The organism is Chitinophaga sp. W2I13 (assembly GCF_050434005.1).
Lineage (GTDB): Bacteria > Bacteroidota > Bacteroidia > Chitinophagales > Chitinophagaceae > Chitinophaga.
This window is the reverse complement of sequence record NZ_JBNPWD010000001.1, coordinates 2,499,485-2,514,822: the sequence shown is the minus strand read 5'-3', so window position 1 is coordinate 2,514,822 and position 15,338 is coordinate 2,499,485. Positions and strand designations below refer to the sequence as shown.

The 15,338-nt window shown below is 46.7% G+C and carries 13 protein-coding genes; 5 read left to right on the top strand and 8 right to left on the bottom strand.

Annotated features, from left to right (window positions below):
- Nucleotides 1-2 precede the first annotated feature (2 nt).
- From QFZ48_RS10195 to QFZ48_RS10165, 7 genes are all read right to left on the bottom strand, one after another.
- Nucleotides 3-1,589 (bottom strand): transferase, encoded by a 1,587-nt coding sequence (locus tag QFZ48_RS10195; RefSeq protein ID WP_429043426.1) that lies wholly within the window; start codon nucleotides 1,587-1,589, stop codon nucleotides 3-5.
- A gap of 121 nt (nucleotides 1,590-1,710) precedes the next feature.
- A complete protein-coding gene (locus QFZ48_RS10190) occupies nucleotides 1,711-3,126 on the bottom strand; it encodes a nicotinate phosphoribosyltransferase (RefSeq protein WP_429043429.1) in 1,416 nt (471 codons plus the stop codon).
- An 18-nt stretch (nucleotides 3,127-3,144) separates the two neighbouring features.
- Complete coding sequence (locus tag QFZ48_RS10185; protein WP_370909019.1) at nucleotides 3,145-4,050, bottom strand: NUDIX domain-containing protein; 906 nt, start codon at nucleotides 4,048-4,050, stop codon at nucleotides 3,145-3,147.
- A 206-nt stretch (nucleotides 4,051-4,256) separates the two neighbouring features.
- Nucleotides 4,257-4,943, bottom strand: a complete 687-nt coding sequence (locus QFZ48_RS10180) for an NUDIX hydrolase (protein ID WP_429043432.1) — start codon at nucleotides 4,941-4,943, stop codon at nucleotides 4,257-4,259.
- A 12-nt stretch (nucleotides 4,944-4,955) separates the two neighbouring features.
- Nucleotides 4,956-5,366 (bottom strand): hypothetical protein, encoded by a 411-nt coding sequence (locus QFZ48_RS10175; RefSeq protein ID WP_429043435.1) that lies wholly within the window; start codon nucleotides 5,364-5,366, stop codon nucleotides 4,956-4,958.
- 12 nt (nucleotides 5,367-5,378) lie between these two features.
- On the bottom strand, nucleotides 5,379-5,774 hold the full coding sequence (locus QFZ48_RS10170; RefSeq protein ID WP_370909022.1) for a nuclear transport factor 2 family protein: 396 nt from the start codon (nucleotides 5,772-5,774) through the stop codon (nucleotides 5,379-5,381).
- 106 nt (nucleotides 5,775-5,880) lie between these two features.
- Nucleotides 5,881-7,158, bottom strand: coding sequence for a M28 family peptidase (locus tag QFZ48_RS10165; protein ID WP_429062174.1), 1,278 nt, complete (start codon nucleotides 7,156-7,158; stop codon nucleotides 5,881-5,883).
- A 202-nt stretch (nucleotides 7,159-7,360) separates the two neighbouring features.
- Between QFZ48_RS10165 and gcvT the strand changes: the two genes are divergently transcribed.
- The 3 genes from gcvT (at nucleotide 7,361) to QFZ48_RS10150 (ending at nucleotide 9,753) form a co-directional block, all read left to right on the top strand.
- A complete protein-coding gene (gene gcvT / locus QFZ48_RS10160) occupies nucleotides 7,361-8,449 on the top strand; it encodes a glycine cleavage system aminomethyltransferase GcvT (RefSeq protein ID WP_429062173.1) in 1,089 nt (362 codons plus the stop codon).
- 91 nt (nucleotides 8,450-8,540) lie between these two features.
- Nucleotides 8,541-9,014 (top strand): SRPBCC family protein, encoded by a 474-nt coding sequence (locus QFZ48_RS10155; RefSeq protein WP_429043445.1) that lies wholly within the window; start codon nucleotides 8,541-8,543, stop codon nucleotides 9,012-9,014.
- 16 nt (nucleotides 9,015-9,030) lie between these two features.
- The gene (locus tag QFZ48_RS10150; protein WP_370909026.1) at nucleotides 9,031-9,753 is read left to right on the top strand and encodes a 2-phosphosulfolactate phosphatase; all 723 of its coding nucleotides are present in this window, start codon (nucleotides 9,031-9,033) and stop codon (nucleotides 9,751-9,753) included.
- A 194-nt stretch (nucleotides 9,754-9,947) separates the two neighbouring features.
- Here the strand turns inward: QFZ48_RS10150 and QFZ48_RS10145 are convergent, their stop codons facing one another.
- Nucleotides 9,948-10,328, bottom strand: a complete 381-nt coding sequence (locus tag QFZ48_RS10145) for a DoxX family protein (protein ID WP_429043448.1) — start codon at nucleotides 10,326-10,328, stop codon at nucleotides 9,948-9,950.
- 227 nt (nucleotides 10,329-10,555) lie between these two features.
- Between QFZ48_RS10145 and QFZ48_RS10140 the strand changes: the two genes are divergently transcribed.
- Nucleotides 10,556-11,350 (top strand): MBL fold metallo-hydrolase, encoded by a 795-nt coding sequence (locus QFZ48_RS10140; RefSeq protein WP_429043451.1) that lies wholly within the window; start codon nucleotides 10,556-10,558, stop codon nucleotides 11,348-11,350.
- Between the two features lie 227 nt (nucleotides 11,351-11,577).
- Nucleotides 11,578-15,318, top strand: coding sequence for an SNF2-related protein (locus tag QFZ48_RS10135; protein WP_429043454.1), 3,741 nt, complete (start codon nucleotides 11,578-11,580; stop codon nucleotides 15,316-15,318).
- Nucleotides 15,319-15,338: the final 20 nt, after the last annotated feature.

Sequence of the window (15,338 nt, the reverse complement as noted above, 5' to 3'; positions counted from 1 at the left end):
GATTATTTTCTTGCTAAAAGCAGCATATGCGAAACAGGAAAAGGGATAGGTAAGGGTACACCATTTTTGCACGGGCGCATCAATTGTACCTTACCTTCCAGCCTGTTATTCACAATCCACTCGTTACGCCAGGTAGCAGACAAATTATCCAGCCGCAGGCCGGCTTCTTCCAGGGCGGCTTTCCAGTCTTCATAATTCCAGAAACAAAACGTTTCATGCATTTCACTGAGCCAGTTATCGTGGTAATCCTTTTTGAACAGGAATTCACACGCATTTTGCATGGACAGCTGTGCATAAGTTTGTCCTGCTATGGTTACCCATTCATAGGGTAATTGAAAGCCCTCCTGACGGCGAAAGTCTTTCGCGAACTGCGTGAACAGCGCTTTGGTCGACAGCTTTCCCAGCCAGGCCGCCAGTTCGGGCGTACCTGCATTTTCGGGCAATGCGATATCATTTTCCCCGTCGGTTTCATTGAGCCAGAGCAAAATGGTTTCGTCTTTGTTTTCCGGTCCTACTACATCCCGGTTTATCCAGACCCCGCCGGGAACCAGTTCATTATAACGGTTACGTATAAACGCGATCAGGTCTTCCCGGCTGCCGTATGATTCTATTTCATGGGTGAGCGAAGAAGTATGAATGGTATTCATGCTGCCTGCTTCAAATACGAGGCTGGTCACTGCATTTTTTTGCGAGAAGAACACGGAAGGGTTGGCGAATTCACCGTTATGTTTTCTTTGAAGACAGATATCATACAAATGACGGGATACCTCTATACCGTAGAAATCGCATTCATGCAGGCGATCATCTTCGCAGGCCATTTTTATCCACGAACCAACGGCGCAGCCGATATCGCCGATGTTGCCCGGCTGAATATAAGGAGCTGTTTCCCGGTATTTCTGGGCGGCGATGTCGTCCATTTGTTTCACGTATACGTTATAGTCGCGCGTAGCAGTAAGATCGCCGTCTGCGCCAATGATAGGATCTTTCAGGATATGTTGCACCTTGTCTCCTACGTTGTAGAGCGACCAGATTTTGAAAGAGGCCGGGTGCATCTGGTCGAGGACGGTTTTGTTTTTTCGCCAGTCGCCGGCCTGCGCTACCAGCTTTACAATATCCCAGGGCATGGGTTGTGTGAACTGGTTGCTTTCCGGGTCCCACTCTGCCGGCAGTATGGTGAAGCCATGTTTGATGTACATCTCCTTTACTGCGGTGGAGCAAATAACGAGGGTATTGGCAGGGGTGAGGGAATGGATCCCTTCACTGGAATGCCGTATAGTCTTCACCGTATATTCTGTAAAATCATTGATCACGCCTACATCGTCGATACCGTATACGTATACCGGCACATCCAGGGAGTTAGAAAATTCCTGGATGATCATAGCGCGGAGGTAGAATGGCACCGGGTTCCGTTTGGTGCCTAAATGATTGGCGGAGGTAACCGCGAAGATCACGCCTTCTATTTCCTGTGCGACTAACGGTTGGCCATACACGTCTTTTTCGCCTTCCAGTTTACATTTGATCAGGCGGTTCAGGTATTTGAACTGAAAATCTGTTAGCAGGTGATGCCGGCCGGGGATGAGTAAATACATGCCATGAAGTTAAGGAATGCGATGATTTTTTGTATACGTATTATGCAAAAATAACAGAGGGTGTATCGTAGATCTGATACACCCTCCTGAGGAAAACACGGTTGGAAGAAATAAGAATACGTTATAGTGTTGCGGTTTTTCTGACTTCATCAAAGGTGTAGCTGAGTGTTACTTCACCATTTTCAAATACCGTATGTAACAGGTCGGCAGATGCAGGCGCCTCTTCTTCAGACACTGTTTTGAAAGTATTGTTGTCTTTTATGAGCCTGAGTTTCCCAGCTTTTGATTTTTTGAAAGAAGTGCGTAACTGGCCGCTGGCGTCTAGTTCCACGGGCATCTTCTGAACATTAATTGCTTTTCCGTTTACCACAGCGTAAGCGCATTTGAGGGCAAACTCCTGGGTGTCGCGGTTTACACGTTGCAGTAAGGCGCCTCCCATGCCCAACACCAGGTTTTCTGCGCTGATGCCGGCCTGCTTCACGGCTTCCAGTATGCCGGGGATAGATGAATAGCTGATGCCATCGCCCTGGATTACCCTTACTTGCGGAGGCAGTACTTTAAATCCTTTTTCATTGGTGCTATAGCCGAATTTATCCATCAGTATGGTGAAGATGCGGAGCAGGGTTTGTACCGGATCGCCGCTATCAGGGCGAATTACCAGCGTGCCTTCTCTTTTGAGGATCTGTTCTTTTAAAGCAGTGCCCCAGTATTCTTCACAGGCCCTGAAAATGTTGTAGGAATCAGATACACAGGCGATAGTGCCGGTAGGATAACTATCCAATATATGTTTGAATATTTCCAGCTCTCCTTCTTCTCCAAGAAGTGTAACAACGGAGTGTTCGGTAGCCGGGATAGATAAACCGGGGGCGGCAGGTGCATCGTAATATTTCTTCGCAAATACGGAGCCGGGGATGGTGTCGCTGCCCGCAAAGCTTACCAGGTGGGCACTCCCGCCGATACCAGCGCTTTCAACAGAGCTGGCGCCACGGAATCCAAAGTCGTTCAGCACAAAGTCGATACCGCCGAAGGCAGCTGCACTGGCTGTTTCTTCATAATATTTCTTTACTACTTTTTTTATTTCCCTGGATACGGATGCCACGGTGCAGGGGTACCATACCTGCATCAGCAGTGTTTCAAGGAAGTTGGTGAGCCAGAAGCATTCCGGGTCGGTGTTTTCTATGGTCATCAGCACATTTCGTACAGGCACTACCGTGCCTTCTGCCACTGCTTTGATACGAACGGGGAGTTTACCGCCGTATTTATCGATGATGTATTCAAAGCGGCTGCGGTCAAATACATCTTTCCGGCCAAACACTTCTGTGAGGATGGTTTCGGCTTCGTCCAGTTTTTCTTTGGTGAATACCACACCGCTCAGGTATTCTTTCAGAAAGTATTGTAAGCCATAGAAAACAGTTTCTTCAAATTTACCGCCGCGGCTTTCCAGGTAAGAGTAGATGAATTGTGTACCTGGAATGTACAGTTTATGGTGGGAATATTTATAAGCATCGGCCAGGAGGATGAGATTTTCCTTTGTCATGTCTCAAAAGTTTTAGTCTTAGTCAATATATTTTTCGGTCAGTTTTGCCAGCAGGGGGATATGTGTATCATTGATCTCTCCTTTGGCAATTAAACCAGGTATATCCGTTACCGTTATCCAGCGGATTTCCTGTAAGTCGTCGCCAGCGGTGGGTTCGCCATATATAAGGTCTGTGCTGAACAGCGTGGTGATGATTTTGTTTACTTCGCTGCGGTAGCGCCAGTCATTTACCCTGAGGGAAGCTACATATTGCATGGGACCGGTTTCCACGGCGCCGCATTCTTCCTGTAACTCCCTGGCGGCGGCCATTTCGAAGTTGTCGTCTGTTGGGTCGGAAAAACCTCCCGGGAGACGCCATACGTTTTCGTTTGGCTTGCGGCCCAGCAACAGTTCTTTCTTATCGTTCCTGAACAATGCAATATCTACGGTAGCATATACAGAAGGAAAGAGATTATAAGTATTGTAGATGATGCCGGCGCGGAATTCTTCCGTATCAAACACCTTGTCAGATATCGCTTCCCGCATGGCGGTGGCGTTATAATCCTGTACCGGAGGCAGGGCTTCTGTTTTATATTTGCCGGAGTAGGTATCCATAAAGCTGTTGCGGCTGCCGTACAGCAAAAAGCTTTCGTGCGGGAAGTTGTTGCTAAGCAGTTCATCCAGTTTCTGTGACCATACATCATCGCTTTTCTGATCACTGAGGGGCAGTACAATGATTTCCGGAAATTGCTGCTTGATCATCCGTTCACGGGTATAGTAATCCAGTGGGTTTTTACGGCTGCCTCTCACCGGGCTAACGCCGAGTATGATGAGTACGCGGTTGTGCTTTTGTTTCACCTGGCGGATGAGTTCCAGGTGCCCTTCATGGAGGGAAGGCGTTTGGAACCGGGCGATAATAACTCCTGTGGGCTTTGTGTTTTGCATATCCGAGCTATTTTGTGTAATTGTTACACAAATATAGAAACCGCTTCTGTATTTCCAAAATATTTCTTGTAAAAAATACACAAAATAGGAAATGCGGTTGCTACAGGATATTAATATAGGGATTATTGCAGGGAAAATGGCATGTGGAAGATTGCCGGCATGCCGTGGCTGTTCAATCTTTAACCGGCCTGTATGATGCGACGGGTTTATATTTCAAACGTCATTCCTTCTTTCTTCAGCTTAAAATACCTGGCTTCATCAAAGCTGAACAGCTTCGCGGGCCTGCCCTGCGATACCTGTTTCTGTTTTTCGTTATGGGCGATCAATATCCCGAGATGATTAATCTTCTTCTGGAAATTGCGGCGGTCGATAGGCCGGTCCAGCAGGGTTTCGTAAAGTTTTTCCAGGTCGGCGATAGGGAATTTATTATCCAGCAGTTCAAAGCCGATAGGCTCGTAACGGATCTTGTTGCGGAGGCGTTGTACGGCAATATCAATAATGGCGGCGTGATCAAAAGCCAGTGTGGGCAGGTCTTTGATATTGAACCATTTGGCGTCTTCTGCATCGGAACTGGCGGCCAGTTTGAAATTGGTGGGATTTACGAGTCCGAAGTAAGCAATGGATACTACCCTTCCGCGCGGGTCGCGGCCGGGTAAACCAAAAGTATACAGCTGTTCGAGGTAGTTGATATTTACGCCGGCTTCTGTCAGCAGCTCACGGGTAACGGCTGTTTCCAGGGCTTCATCGTCCAGCACAAAGCCGCCGGGCAGCGCCCAGCTGTGCAGGTATGGCTCAATGGTACGCTTGATTAGCAGCACCACGATGCCTTCTTTGGGAATATATCCAAATACCACTGCATCTACAGTTAGTCTGATGTTTTGTATGATCGGCAAACTCTTATCTGATTATTTTGCTTGAATGTAATGTTCCAGTTGGGCAGTGCCTTTGTGTAAATTTACGAACAAAGGATTTTTCTGTGGATCGAAAACGATGATGGTGCTTTGTTCCCAGATATCCTGCGGGGTGGGCAGCTCAATGATCACTTCCTGGCCGTTTTCGCGGTGGAAAAGCAAACTGTCTTTTCCCGCCATATGTCTTTTATACTGGTGCTGATCCAGGTAATCAGTCAGCTCTTTTCTCAATTGCAGTACGGAATCGGTCAGTGGGTTGGAGGCCGGCTTGAACTCGCGGTACACGTAGCATTTTTCGGTGATAACGTCGTAGGCCGATCTGTCGGTGGTGCGTTCATCGTTACGGGTATGGTTACACGCAAACAGCAACAAAGCAACTCCCAGTAGTGATAATATTTTTTTCATAATCTCATAGCTTTAATGTTCGTAACAATCATAGTTGCGTTGCCGGTAAATTTTCCCGTCGCGGAATTCTATGATGGTGCAAATGAATGCTTTCATTATTTGTCCCCGGCGGAAATGCCCGGCATCCACGCCTATTTCCCCTGTCCATTTGGCCTCTACCACCAGGGTATTTCCTGATTCCACTACTTTCAGCACGCTGAAGTGCTGCGATTTCAAAATTATTTTATTGGTGACCATGCTTTCCAGCATGATCTCAAAGTTCCGTTGTTTAATTTCATTCGAGAGCTGGTTTGGATATTCAGTCTGAATAATATTTGGATGAAAGATCCTGGCAAATTCAACGGGATCTGCTGAAAAGCTCTCCAGCAGCTGGAAATACCGGTATATAAGCGCCAGTTTCTCGTCCATTTATAGGGATAAATTGAAATTTTACGAATGACGTATTTATGCGAAAATATACATTTCGCACTTATATGTAACCTGCAAATTTTGAAGCGATCTTAATTCAGGCACCTCACTGGATGCTGCTGAACGCGAGTTTATCCCTGTTATTTGTTTTGTCGATGATGTTGTACACCAGCTTCAGCACATGCAGGGTGCCATCGTAGTTCACTTTATCTGCGGAAGTATTTTTGCAGAAATAGAGTACCGGTATATTTTTTTTGTAGAAAGATGCATGATCGGAGTTGCTGATACCACTGGAATCATATACCAGTGGCAGCTCTTTGCCGGCAGCTTCCTGAACAATGGCCGACCATCCGGGCGATGTGCCGGTGCCACCGATCTGTAATGCCGTACCCGGGTTCAGGGTGCCGATACCATCCATATTAATCATGTAGTTCACCTGCGAAAGATCTACGGTACTGTGGGACGCAAAGTAAGAAGAGCCGGAAAGTCCCTGTTCTTTCCCTGAAAAGGCGATAATAATATAATTGTTGTTATGAAGACGGGAGCCTTTCAGTAAGCGGGCTATTTCCAGCATGGCGGCGGTACCGCTGGCATTGTCTTCCGTTTTGTCGGTGGTTTCCCAGCCGCGGTAATCGTAATGCGCGCCAATCACGATGGTTCTGGGAGCTTTATTGTTGATATAGCCGATTACGTTGGTGCCATTACGTTTTATAGTTTTGAAGGCTACCTGCATGTGAATAGGAAATCCATCCGCGTCGTCAGCGCTCAGTTTTTTGCTGACGTCGGCATTAAGCCATACGGCCGGGATGCCGGCGGCTTTGGGACGTTCGGCCAGCCATTTCATTACTTCGGGAGCTGTTTCTTTGCCATTGTAAAATACCACACCGGTGGCGCCGGCTTTTTCGGCAGTCTGTGTTTGCTGTAAATACTGGTCTGACATGCTTTTCCGGCCGTCGGTATCCAGTTCGGCTGCATTGATCAGCCAGATATTATCGGGTTCGTTCACCCCCGGAATAGCTTCTCCTTTGGCCGATTTACCGGCACTGAAAGGCAGTGGCACAAATTGTTTACCTGATTCCAGTTTGTTTCCGCCAATGGTCATCTGACAGTCTGCCGACGGTTCACGGGTTTCTTTAACTGTAAATGCCTGTAAAAAACCATCCTCGCCCATAGGCGTCAATCCTATTTTCTGCATTTGCGCAGAGATATAGGCGGCTGCCAGCTGTTCGCCAGGAGCACCGGTACTGCGGCCTTCCAGCTTATCGCTGCTCAGGTAACTGATGTGTGTTTGCAGGTTACCAATTGTTTTGCGGTCTTCCTTTTTCTGGGCATGAACGTGTATGGTTACAACTACCAATGGTAACAGCCAGGTCTTCTTTTTCACAGCGAATCTGTTTTGGGTGTTGCAGCAAAATTACGAATTACAGACGGCCCAAAGCACATCGGCAGTTAATTCTTTTGACTATATCATTGTATTTTAAGTATTTATAATGTATGCCTTTCGTCTTAAAACAGTCATACGCCGTTTTATGTTGGCCGTTCATAATTTCCAAATCGCTATTTTTGCCCCGTTTTAAAAACAAAGTATGAAAAACACGCCTTTTACAGAGAAACACATTGCGCTGGGCGCCAAAATGGCTGCCTTTGCGGGTTACAACATGCCTATTTCCTACACTGGTATTAACGATGAGCATCAGGCGGTACGTACCAACGCCGGTGTGTTTGATGTAAGCCACATGGGCGAATTTATTTTAAAGGGTGAAAATGCGCTGGACCTGATTCAGCGTGTTACCAGCAATGACGCTTCCAAGCTCACTGCCGGGAAAGCGCAGTACAGCTGCCTGCCAAACAACGACGGCGGTATCGTAGATGACCTGCTCGTTTATTGTATCGAAGAAAATAAAGTATACATGCTGGTGGTAAACGCCAGTAATATTGAAAAAGACTGGAACTGGATTTCCCGGTTCAACACCAAAGGAGTGGAAATGCACAACATTTCCGATAAAACCTGCCTGCTCGCCATCCAGGGCCCCAATGCTACCAGCATCCTCCAGCCGCTTACAGAAACCGACCTGGTGAACATGAAGTACTACACCTTTACCAAGGGAACCTTTGCAGGCGTACCAAATGTAGTGATCAGCGCTACCGGGTACACCGGCGCAGGCGGCATCGAAATTTATTTTGAAGATACCGACGGAGCAGCCGATAAGATTTGGGATGCCATCTTCGCAGAAGGCACTCCTAAAGGTCTGAAGCCTATCGGTTTGGGCGCACGTGACACACTTCGCCTGGAAATGGGATTCTGCCTCTACGGAAATGATATCGACGATACCACTTCTCCAATGGAAGCAGGTTTGGGTTGGATTACCAAATTCACCAAACCATTTACCTCCAGCGAGTTATTCGCAAAACAAAAGGCAGAAGGCGTTACCAAAAAACTGGTAGGCTTTGAAATGGTAGATAAAGGCATTCCCCGCCACGACTACGAAATCAGGGATGCTGAAGGTAATGTAATTGGCCGCGTAACTTCGGGTACCCAATCGCCCTCTATGCAGAAGGCTATCGGTCTCGGGTATGTGAAAACGGCTTTTGCAGCACAGGATACAGAAATTTTTATTGCAGTAAGAGACAAGGCCCTGAAAGCAAAAGTGGTAAAAGTGCCTTTCCTGAGCTAGGAATATGTATGAATAGCCGGTTAAAGTTGTTAATTTCGGTGCCTGGAAAGTTTTCGGTGCACCGGAATTTTTATATTTTATTACCATATCTATGCCTACTATTCATTTAACTACCGTTATCTATGCTCCCCTGGAGCGGGTCTACGACCTGAGCAGGAGCATTACGCTGCACAAGCGAAGTATGTCGCACCGGCAGGAAGATGCGATAAAAGGCCGCACCAACGGCCTGATATCTTATAATGAAACAGTGACCTGGAGAGCAAAGCACCTGGGAAAAATGAGGGAACTGACCACTAAAATCACTGCCATGCGTCAAAACGAGTTTTTTACCGATGAGATGACTGCCGGCGACTTTACCCATATGAATCATGAACATTACTTTAAACCAATAGAGAATGCCACGGTGATGATTGATATTATGGACTTTGGCGCCCCTTATGGTTGGTTCGGAAAAATATTTGAGCGGCTCTACCTGCAAAAATATATGACCAGGCTCCTGCAGGAAAGAAATAATACCATTAAGGATTATGCAGAGAGCGAAAAGTGGCGGGTAATCCTTGATTAAAGCAAAACATAACTGAATGACAGATAGCAACAAACCCAGCCTGGAAGTATGTTTATCTCCGGCATTATTACATTTGTTTGATGTAAAAAACAGCATCGTAGTTATCATAGATGTACTGCGCGCTACCTCTACCATCTGCACCGCCCTGTACAACGGTGCTTCCCGGGTAATACCGGTTGCCAGCGTGGAGGAATGTGTGAACATCGGCCGCGCGATCAGCGGTATCACCGCCGGTGAAAGAGATGGCAGGATAGCAGAAGGACTGGCATACGGCAATTCTCCCTTTGAATATCCACGCGAGTTCGTGGAAAATAAAACACTGGTACTCACCACCACCAACGGTACTAAGCTGCTCCACATGGCTAAAGATGCCATACAAATCATTACCGGTTCCTTCCCCAACATCAGCGCTGTTTGCGATTACCTGGTGGCGCAAAACCAAAATGTCATCCTCGGGTGCGCTGCCTGGAAAGACCGTGTAAACATGGAAGATACCTTGTTTGCCGGTGCCGTGGTAAGCCGCATTAAAGAGCACTTTGACGTAAACTGCGACTCCGCCATTGCTGCGGAAACACTTTACCACTCCGCTAAACACGATATCTATACCTTCATGAAACAGGCCTCCCACTACAAACGCCTCGCGCAGTACGGTCTGGAAAAAGATATTCACTACTGTCTTACTGCAGACGGCGCCAACGTGTTGCCACTGTTCAGAGACGGGGAACTCATTGCAGGGTGAGCGCGGATTTTGTCTTTCTCAGGATTACGCTGATTATACTGATTTTTTGGATTTTATCCTTTGGATTTTTAAAATGATTAAGGGAGACATAAGCGGATATTTCCGCTTATGTCTCCCTTAATCATTTTAAAATCAAATATGGTCAAATCTTAGTAATCAGTATAATCAGCGTAATCCTGAGCCAAGACAAACTCCTACTCCTTTGGGGCGATACCTTTGTTCAGTGTGAAAAATATGGTTACCAGTAACATCGTCAGCGGATAGGAAATTTCGGCAAAGGGCGCGCCGCTGGTAATTTTAAACAGCGTTGCCACTACCATGGTAAGTAGTAAGGCAATTGCCGCCGGCCGTACAAAGAAGCCGGTGATCAGTGCAATGCCGCCAAGGAATTCAGCCATGGTAGCCAGAATACCCCAAACCGCCGGCCAGAAAGTAATACCCATTATTTTCAGGGTGCCGCCAAGAAATTCCCAGGTACCGGCGCCGCCGGCAATTTTCATAATACCAAAAATTGTGAATAATACGCCAATGCCTATACGAAGAATAAGAAATGCCAGTTTGTTGTTGTTTGTCATAGAAAAGAGTTTAAAAATGTGATGCAAAAATAAGATGATGAACCAGGGAAGTCGATGGATAAAATGTGTTTTGTATTGGACTTTTTTTACCGGCCTTGTTTCATTGGCTGGTCAGCCAGGTGGACTAAATCTTGGAGCATCCATGAAATAAAAACAAATGGTTCTGTTATGCCGGCTTGTTCGCTTTGACTAAAAAATCCTATATTCTGTTTTCTAAAGAGGATGATATGACACACTATATCTGCAGCACCTGCGGAGTGCAATATGATGCCACAGAAAAGGCGCCGGCATGCTGTCCTATTTGTGAAGATGAGCGGCAGTATGTAAATCCCGGCGGACAAGCATGGACGACCCTGGAACAGGTGCGGCAAACCCACCGGAATATTATAGAAATGGTGGCGTCCGATCTTTATGCTATTTACACAACGCCGGATTTTGCCATCGGGCAGCGGGCGCATTTATTGATTACCCCATCCGGGAATATCCTCTGGGATTGCATAGCTAACCTCGACGCCTCTACGATTAATATTATTGAGAAACTGGGTGGCATCAAGGCTATTGCCCTCTCCCATCCGCATTATTTCTCCACCATCGTGGAATGGAGTCATGCTTTTGGCAACATTCCCGTTTATGTGCACCAACTGGACGCCCAATGGCTGCAGCGCCACGACGATGTGATTAAATTATGGGCAGGCAATGAATTGCTGCTGTGGGACGGCATCCGGTTGGTATTATGCGGTGGTCATTTTGCCGGCGGCAATGTGTTGTATTCCCCGGCCGGAAAGGGATGTTTGCTTGTGGGCGATGTGGTGCAGGTATCTTCCGACAGGAAAACTGTGTCGGTGATGTACAGTTATCCGAATAATATTCCTTTATCTGCCACCGAAATTAATACCCTGCATGCCGCCATAAAACCGTTAAACTATGATGCGATGTATGGCGCTTTTGGAAAATATATTAAAACCGGCGCCAGGGAGGCTGTCGACTTTTCACTGGAAAGATATCTGAAACGTATCCGGTAAACGCTTGATAAACAAGCTTCTATATTTAAAAAAAATTATGTTGAAAAATACGCGTTACACCGCCATAGTAAACGGAGAGCGGTTAACGGGTTCTTAATGAGTGACCCGCGGGTTATTAGAAATTTTCTGCTTACTTTTGTGGATTGCCTTTTTATCAGCTGTTAAGTTTTTTTGATATATCTAGTAACCCTTTTGCTGATAATAAAAAGCGGGCAACAACGTATAGTATGTCGCTACCCCATTTGCTAAAATATGTTTACAACAACGGCACTGATGAAGTGATCCGCAGGGGGAAGCGTATTTTTTCGGCCGGGGGCGTTGAGCTCATCGAGGCAGACCCGGTGCTGAAAACAGCTACCTTCCGCGTTAAGAGCGACACACATGCCAATTATTACCGTGTTTCCATCAATAAGTATGGAGAAACTACCGGTATGTCCATCCGGTGCCAATGCCCTTACAACCTGGGCGACATCTGCCGGCACGAGGCGGCAGCACTGTTCCAGCTCCAGGAAATGCTGGACAAAAATCATTTCGAGAGCTTCGACACACAGTTTGATCAGCAGCATACGCTGATTAAAATGAAGTCTATCGATATCAAATCCATTAAACTGCTTACCTCCGGTACTATACTGGCAGAAGCAGAGGAAATTGCCAAGAAACATCCCGCCAAAATAAGCCTGGCCAAAGATGAAAAGGTAGAAGCCCTGCTGAAAGTCAATGGAGAAGAGTTCCCGCTGATCATTCAACGGAATGAAGAACGGTTTTTTGATACGCATTGCACCTGCGATGAAACAGAACATGCACTGTGTGTACATAAAACAGCCCTCTTCCTGCAACTCCTGCAGAAAAACGGTCCGTTTTATTTCGATACCCTCCGCAACTGGGACAAAGAAAAGAACAAGCTGCTATCCTTATACGGCTATTCTCTTACCGACGACCTGGACGGAAAGTTTGCCTTCTCCTATATGGACGGCAAACCGTTTTTACGTGTACTGGACCCCACCATCAAACGGGTAGATGGCGCCGCCGCAGGCAGCAGGCAACCGGTTACGGCCCCCCCGCCACCGGAGGAGACCATTACCATTACACAACGGCTGGCAGCGGTTTTCAACGCCAACGAAACATTATACCCTTATTTCAAAATAGACCTGGTAAGCGGCGAAATTAACGAAGAGCAAACGGCCTTCGTATCACTGGCCAGCAAACTGGATCTTACCAAATACGTCGACTTCTACCAGTTCAAGGAAAAAGACCGGGAACTGATAGCGCCTATACGAAAATTACAGGGCAGCGAAGTCAGCAAATTTCTCAGCAAAAATTCTCCGTTTGCCGGTATCTGGGAAAATATAACGCACGAAAATGCAGAAGAACTTCCCACAGAAACAAAAGAACTGATGCTGGAATACCTGCATCCTAAACTCGCCAAACTGTTCCCGCAGCTGGCAGAACATGGATTGGTATTTGAACTGCCCAACCGGCAGGCGTTTAAAACAAAGAACCTGCAACAACTGCAGATAGGCGCCGACAGGCTCAAACTGGTCATTAAAACCAACACCGGCGATACGCATGTAGACATTAACTGCTACGTGACCATCGAAGGAGAACTGGTGAATGTGTCTGAAAACGAATGGGAAAGCCCGTTGCTGTTCCTGCACAAACAGATGATCTATTTGTTTGAAAGCCCGCAGGATGCCCTGCACGTGGAACTCTTCCGTCAAAACGGTCAGCTGCGCATCGCTAGCAAAGACTGGCCCGCTTACCTGAAAGACTACCTGCTGCCATTGAGCCGTCAGTACGATATCCAGTTCGATAAAGGACTGCTGGCAGAACTGAAAGATGTAATGCCCGAGCCACGGGTATTCCTGAAAGAATTGGGCGAAACTTTTATCATACAACCCGGATTTGCTTACCGCGGCCAGGAAGTGGAGTGGAACGATGAGAGCAAGATCACGGTGCAGGAAGGAAATAAAGTACTCATCATCCACCGGAATAAAGAAGCCGAAGAAACTTTTGTAAATAAACTCCGCACCTTACATACCAACTTCACGCAACACGATAACCACAATTATTTTTACCTGCGTGCTAAAGAGGCGCTGAAAAATAACTGGTTCTTCCTGTTCTTCGATGCACTGAAAGAAATGAATGTGCGGGTGTTCGGATTCGATAACCTGCGCAACTTTAAGTTCAGTTCGCATAAGCCGGTTACCAATTTACAGATCAGCTCCGGCATCGACTGGTTTGATGCACAGATTGAAGTATTGTATGGTGATCAGAAAGTAAGTATCAAGGATATTAAAAATGCGCTGGCCAACAAACAGAACTATGTACAGCTGGCAGATGGCTCCCTGGGCCTGTTGCCGGAAGAATGGCTGCGCAAATATTCCCTGCTCTTCAAAGTTGGGGAAGAAAAAGATAAAGGACTCAAACTCAGCAAATATAATTTCAGTGTCATTGATGAACTCTATGAATTTATTGATGATGAAGCAGTAGTATTGGAACTTGAACAAAAGCGCCGGAAACTGCTGCAGTTTGATGAAATCCGCAATATTGCCCTGCCGGAAAACCTGCAGGCCACCCTGCGCCCCTACCAGGAAAGCGGTTTCCAATGGCTGAACTATCTCGATGATATCAAATGGGGTGGTATCCTCGCGGATGACATGGGGTTGGGTAAAACCATCCAGGCGCTTACCTTCCTGCAGTATTACAAGAACAAGCACGGTGGTAAAACAATGGCGCTGATTGTTTGTCCTACTACGCTGATCTATAACTGGGAAAATGAAATCAGGAAATTTACACCTGATATCAGGCATCATATCCATCACGGGCCGGCACGATTAAAATCGTCTGAAGAGCTGGGTAAATTTGATGCTATCATTACCACTTACGGTACGCTTCGCAGTGATATTCAACTGCTGATGAAACTGGAGTTTGATTATGTCATCCTCGATGAATCACAGGCCATTAAAAATCCGCAGTCGAAAGTAACCAAAGCCGCACAACTGCTCCAGACAAAGAACAGGCTGGCGCTGAGCGGTACTCCGATGCAGAATAATACCTTCGATATTTATGCCCAGATGAACTTCCTGAACCCGGGAATGCTCGGCAGCGTGGACTTTTTCCGTAACGAATTTGCTACGCCGATCGATAAATTCCAGGATGAAGAAAGAAAAGAACATCTGCGTAAGCTGATCTATCCGTTTATCCTTCGCCGTACCAAAGAACAGGTAGCGAAAGATCTCCCGGAAAAAATAGAAACTGTAATTTTCTGCGAAATGGATGCGGAACAACGGCATATTTATGATGCCTACAGGAATACCTATCGCTCCAAGATCCTCGGTGTTATTGAAGATCAGGGTATGGAACGCTCTCAGCTCACCATCCTGCAGGGCCTGATGAAGCTGCGGCAAATCTGCGATTCACCGGCTATCCTGAATGATACGGAACAGTATCCGAACCATTCTGTGAAGCTGCATGAACTCACCCGCGAAATTTCTGAAAACATCGGCAACCACAAAGTGTTGATCTTCTCGCAATTCCTGGGCATGCTCGGATTGATCCGCGACCGGATGCAGCATCTCAAAATACCTTATGAATATTTTGATGGCAGCACTTCCACCGTTGATCGTGAAAAGGCTATTCAGAACTTCCAGAACAACGATGAGTGCCGCGTGTTCCTTATTTCACTGAAAGCCGGTGGTGTGGGGCTGAACCTTACTGCTGCCGACTATGTGTATATTGTAGATCCGTGGTGGAACCCGGCAGTAGAGCAACAAGCCATTGACCGTACCCACCGTATCGGGCAAACGAAGAATATCTTCGCTTACCGCATGATCTGTAAAGACACCGTGGAAGAAAAGATATTGCAGCTGCAGGAACGTAAGAAATCACTGGTGAAGGAAATTATTTCTGACGACAGTGGTTTTGTGAAGAAGCTGACGAAAGAAGATGTATTGTACCTGTTCAGTTAGAACGGAATAAATTTATAGGG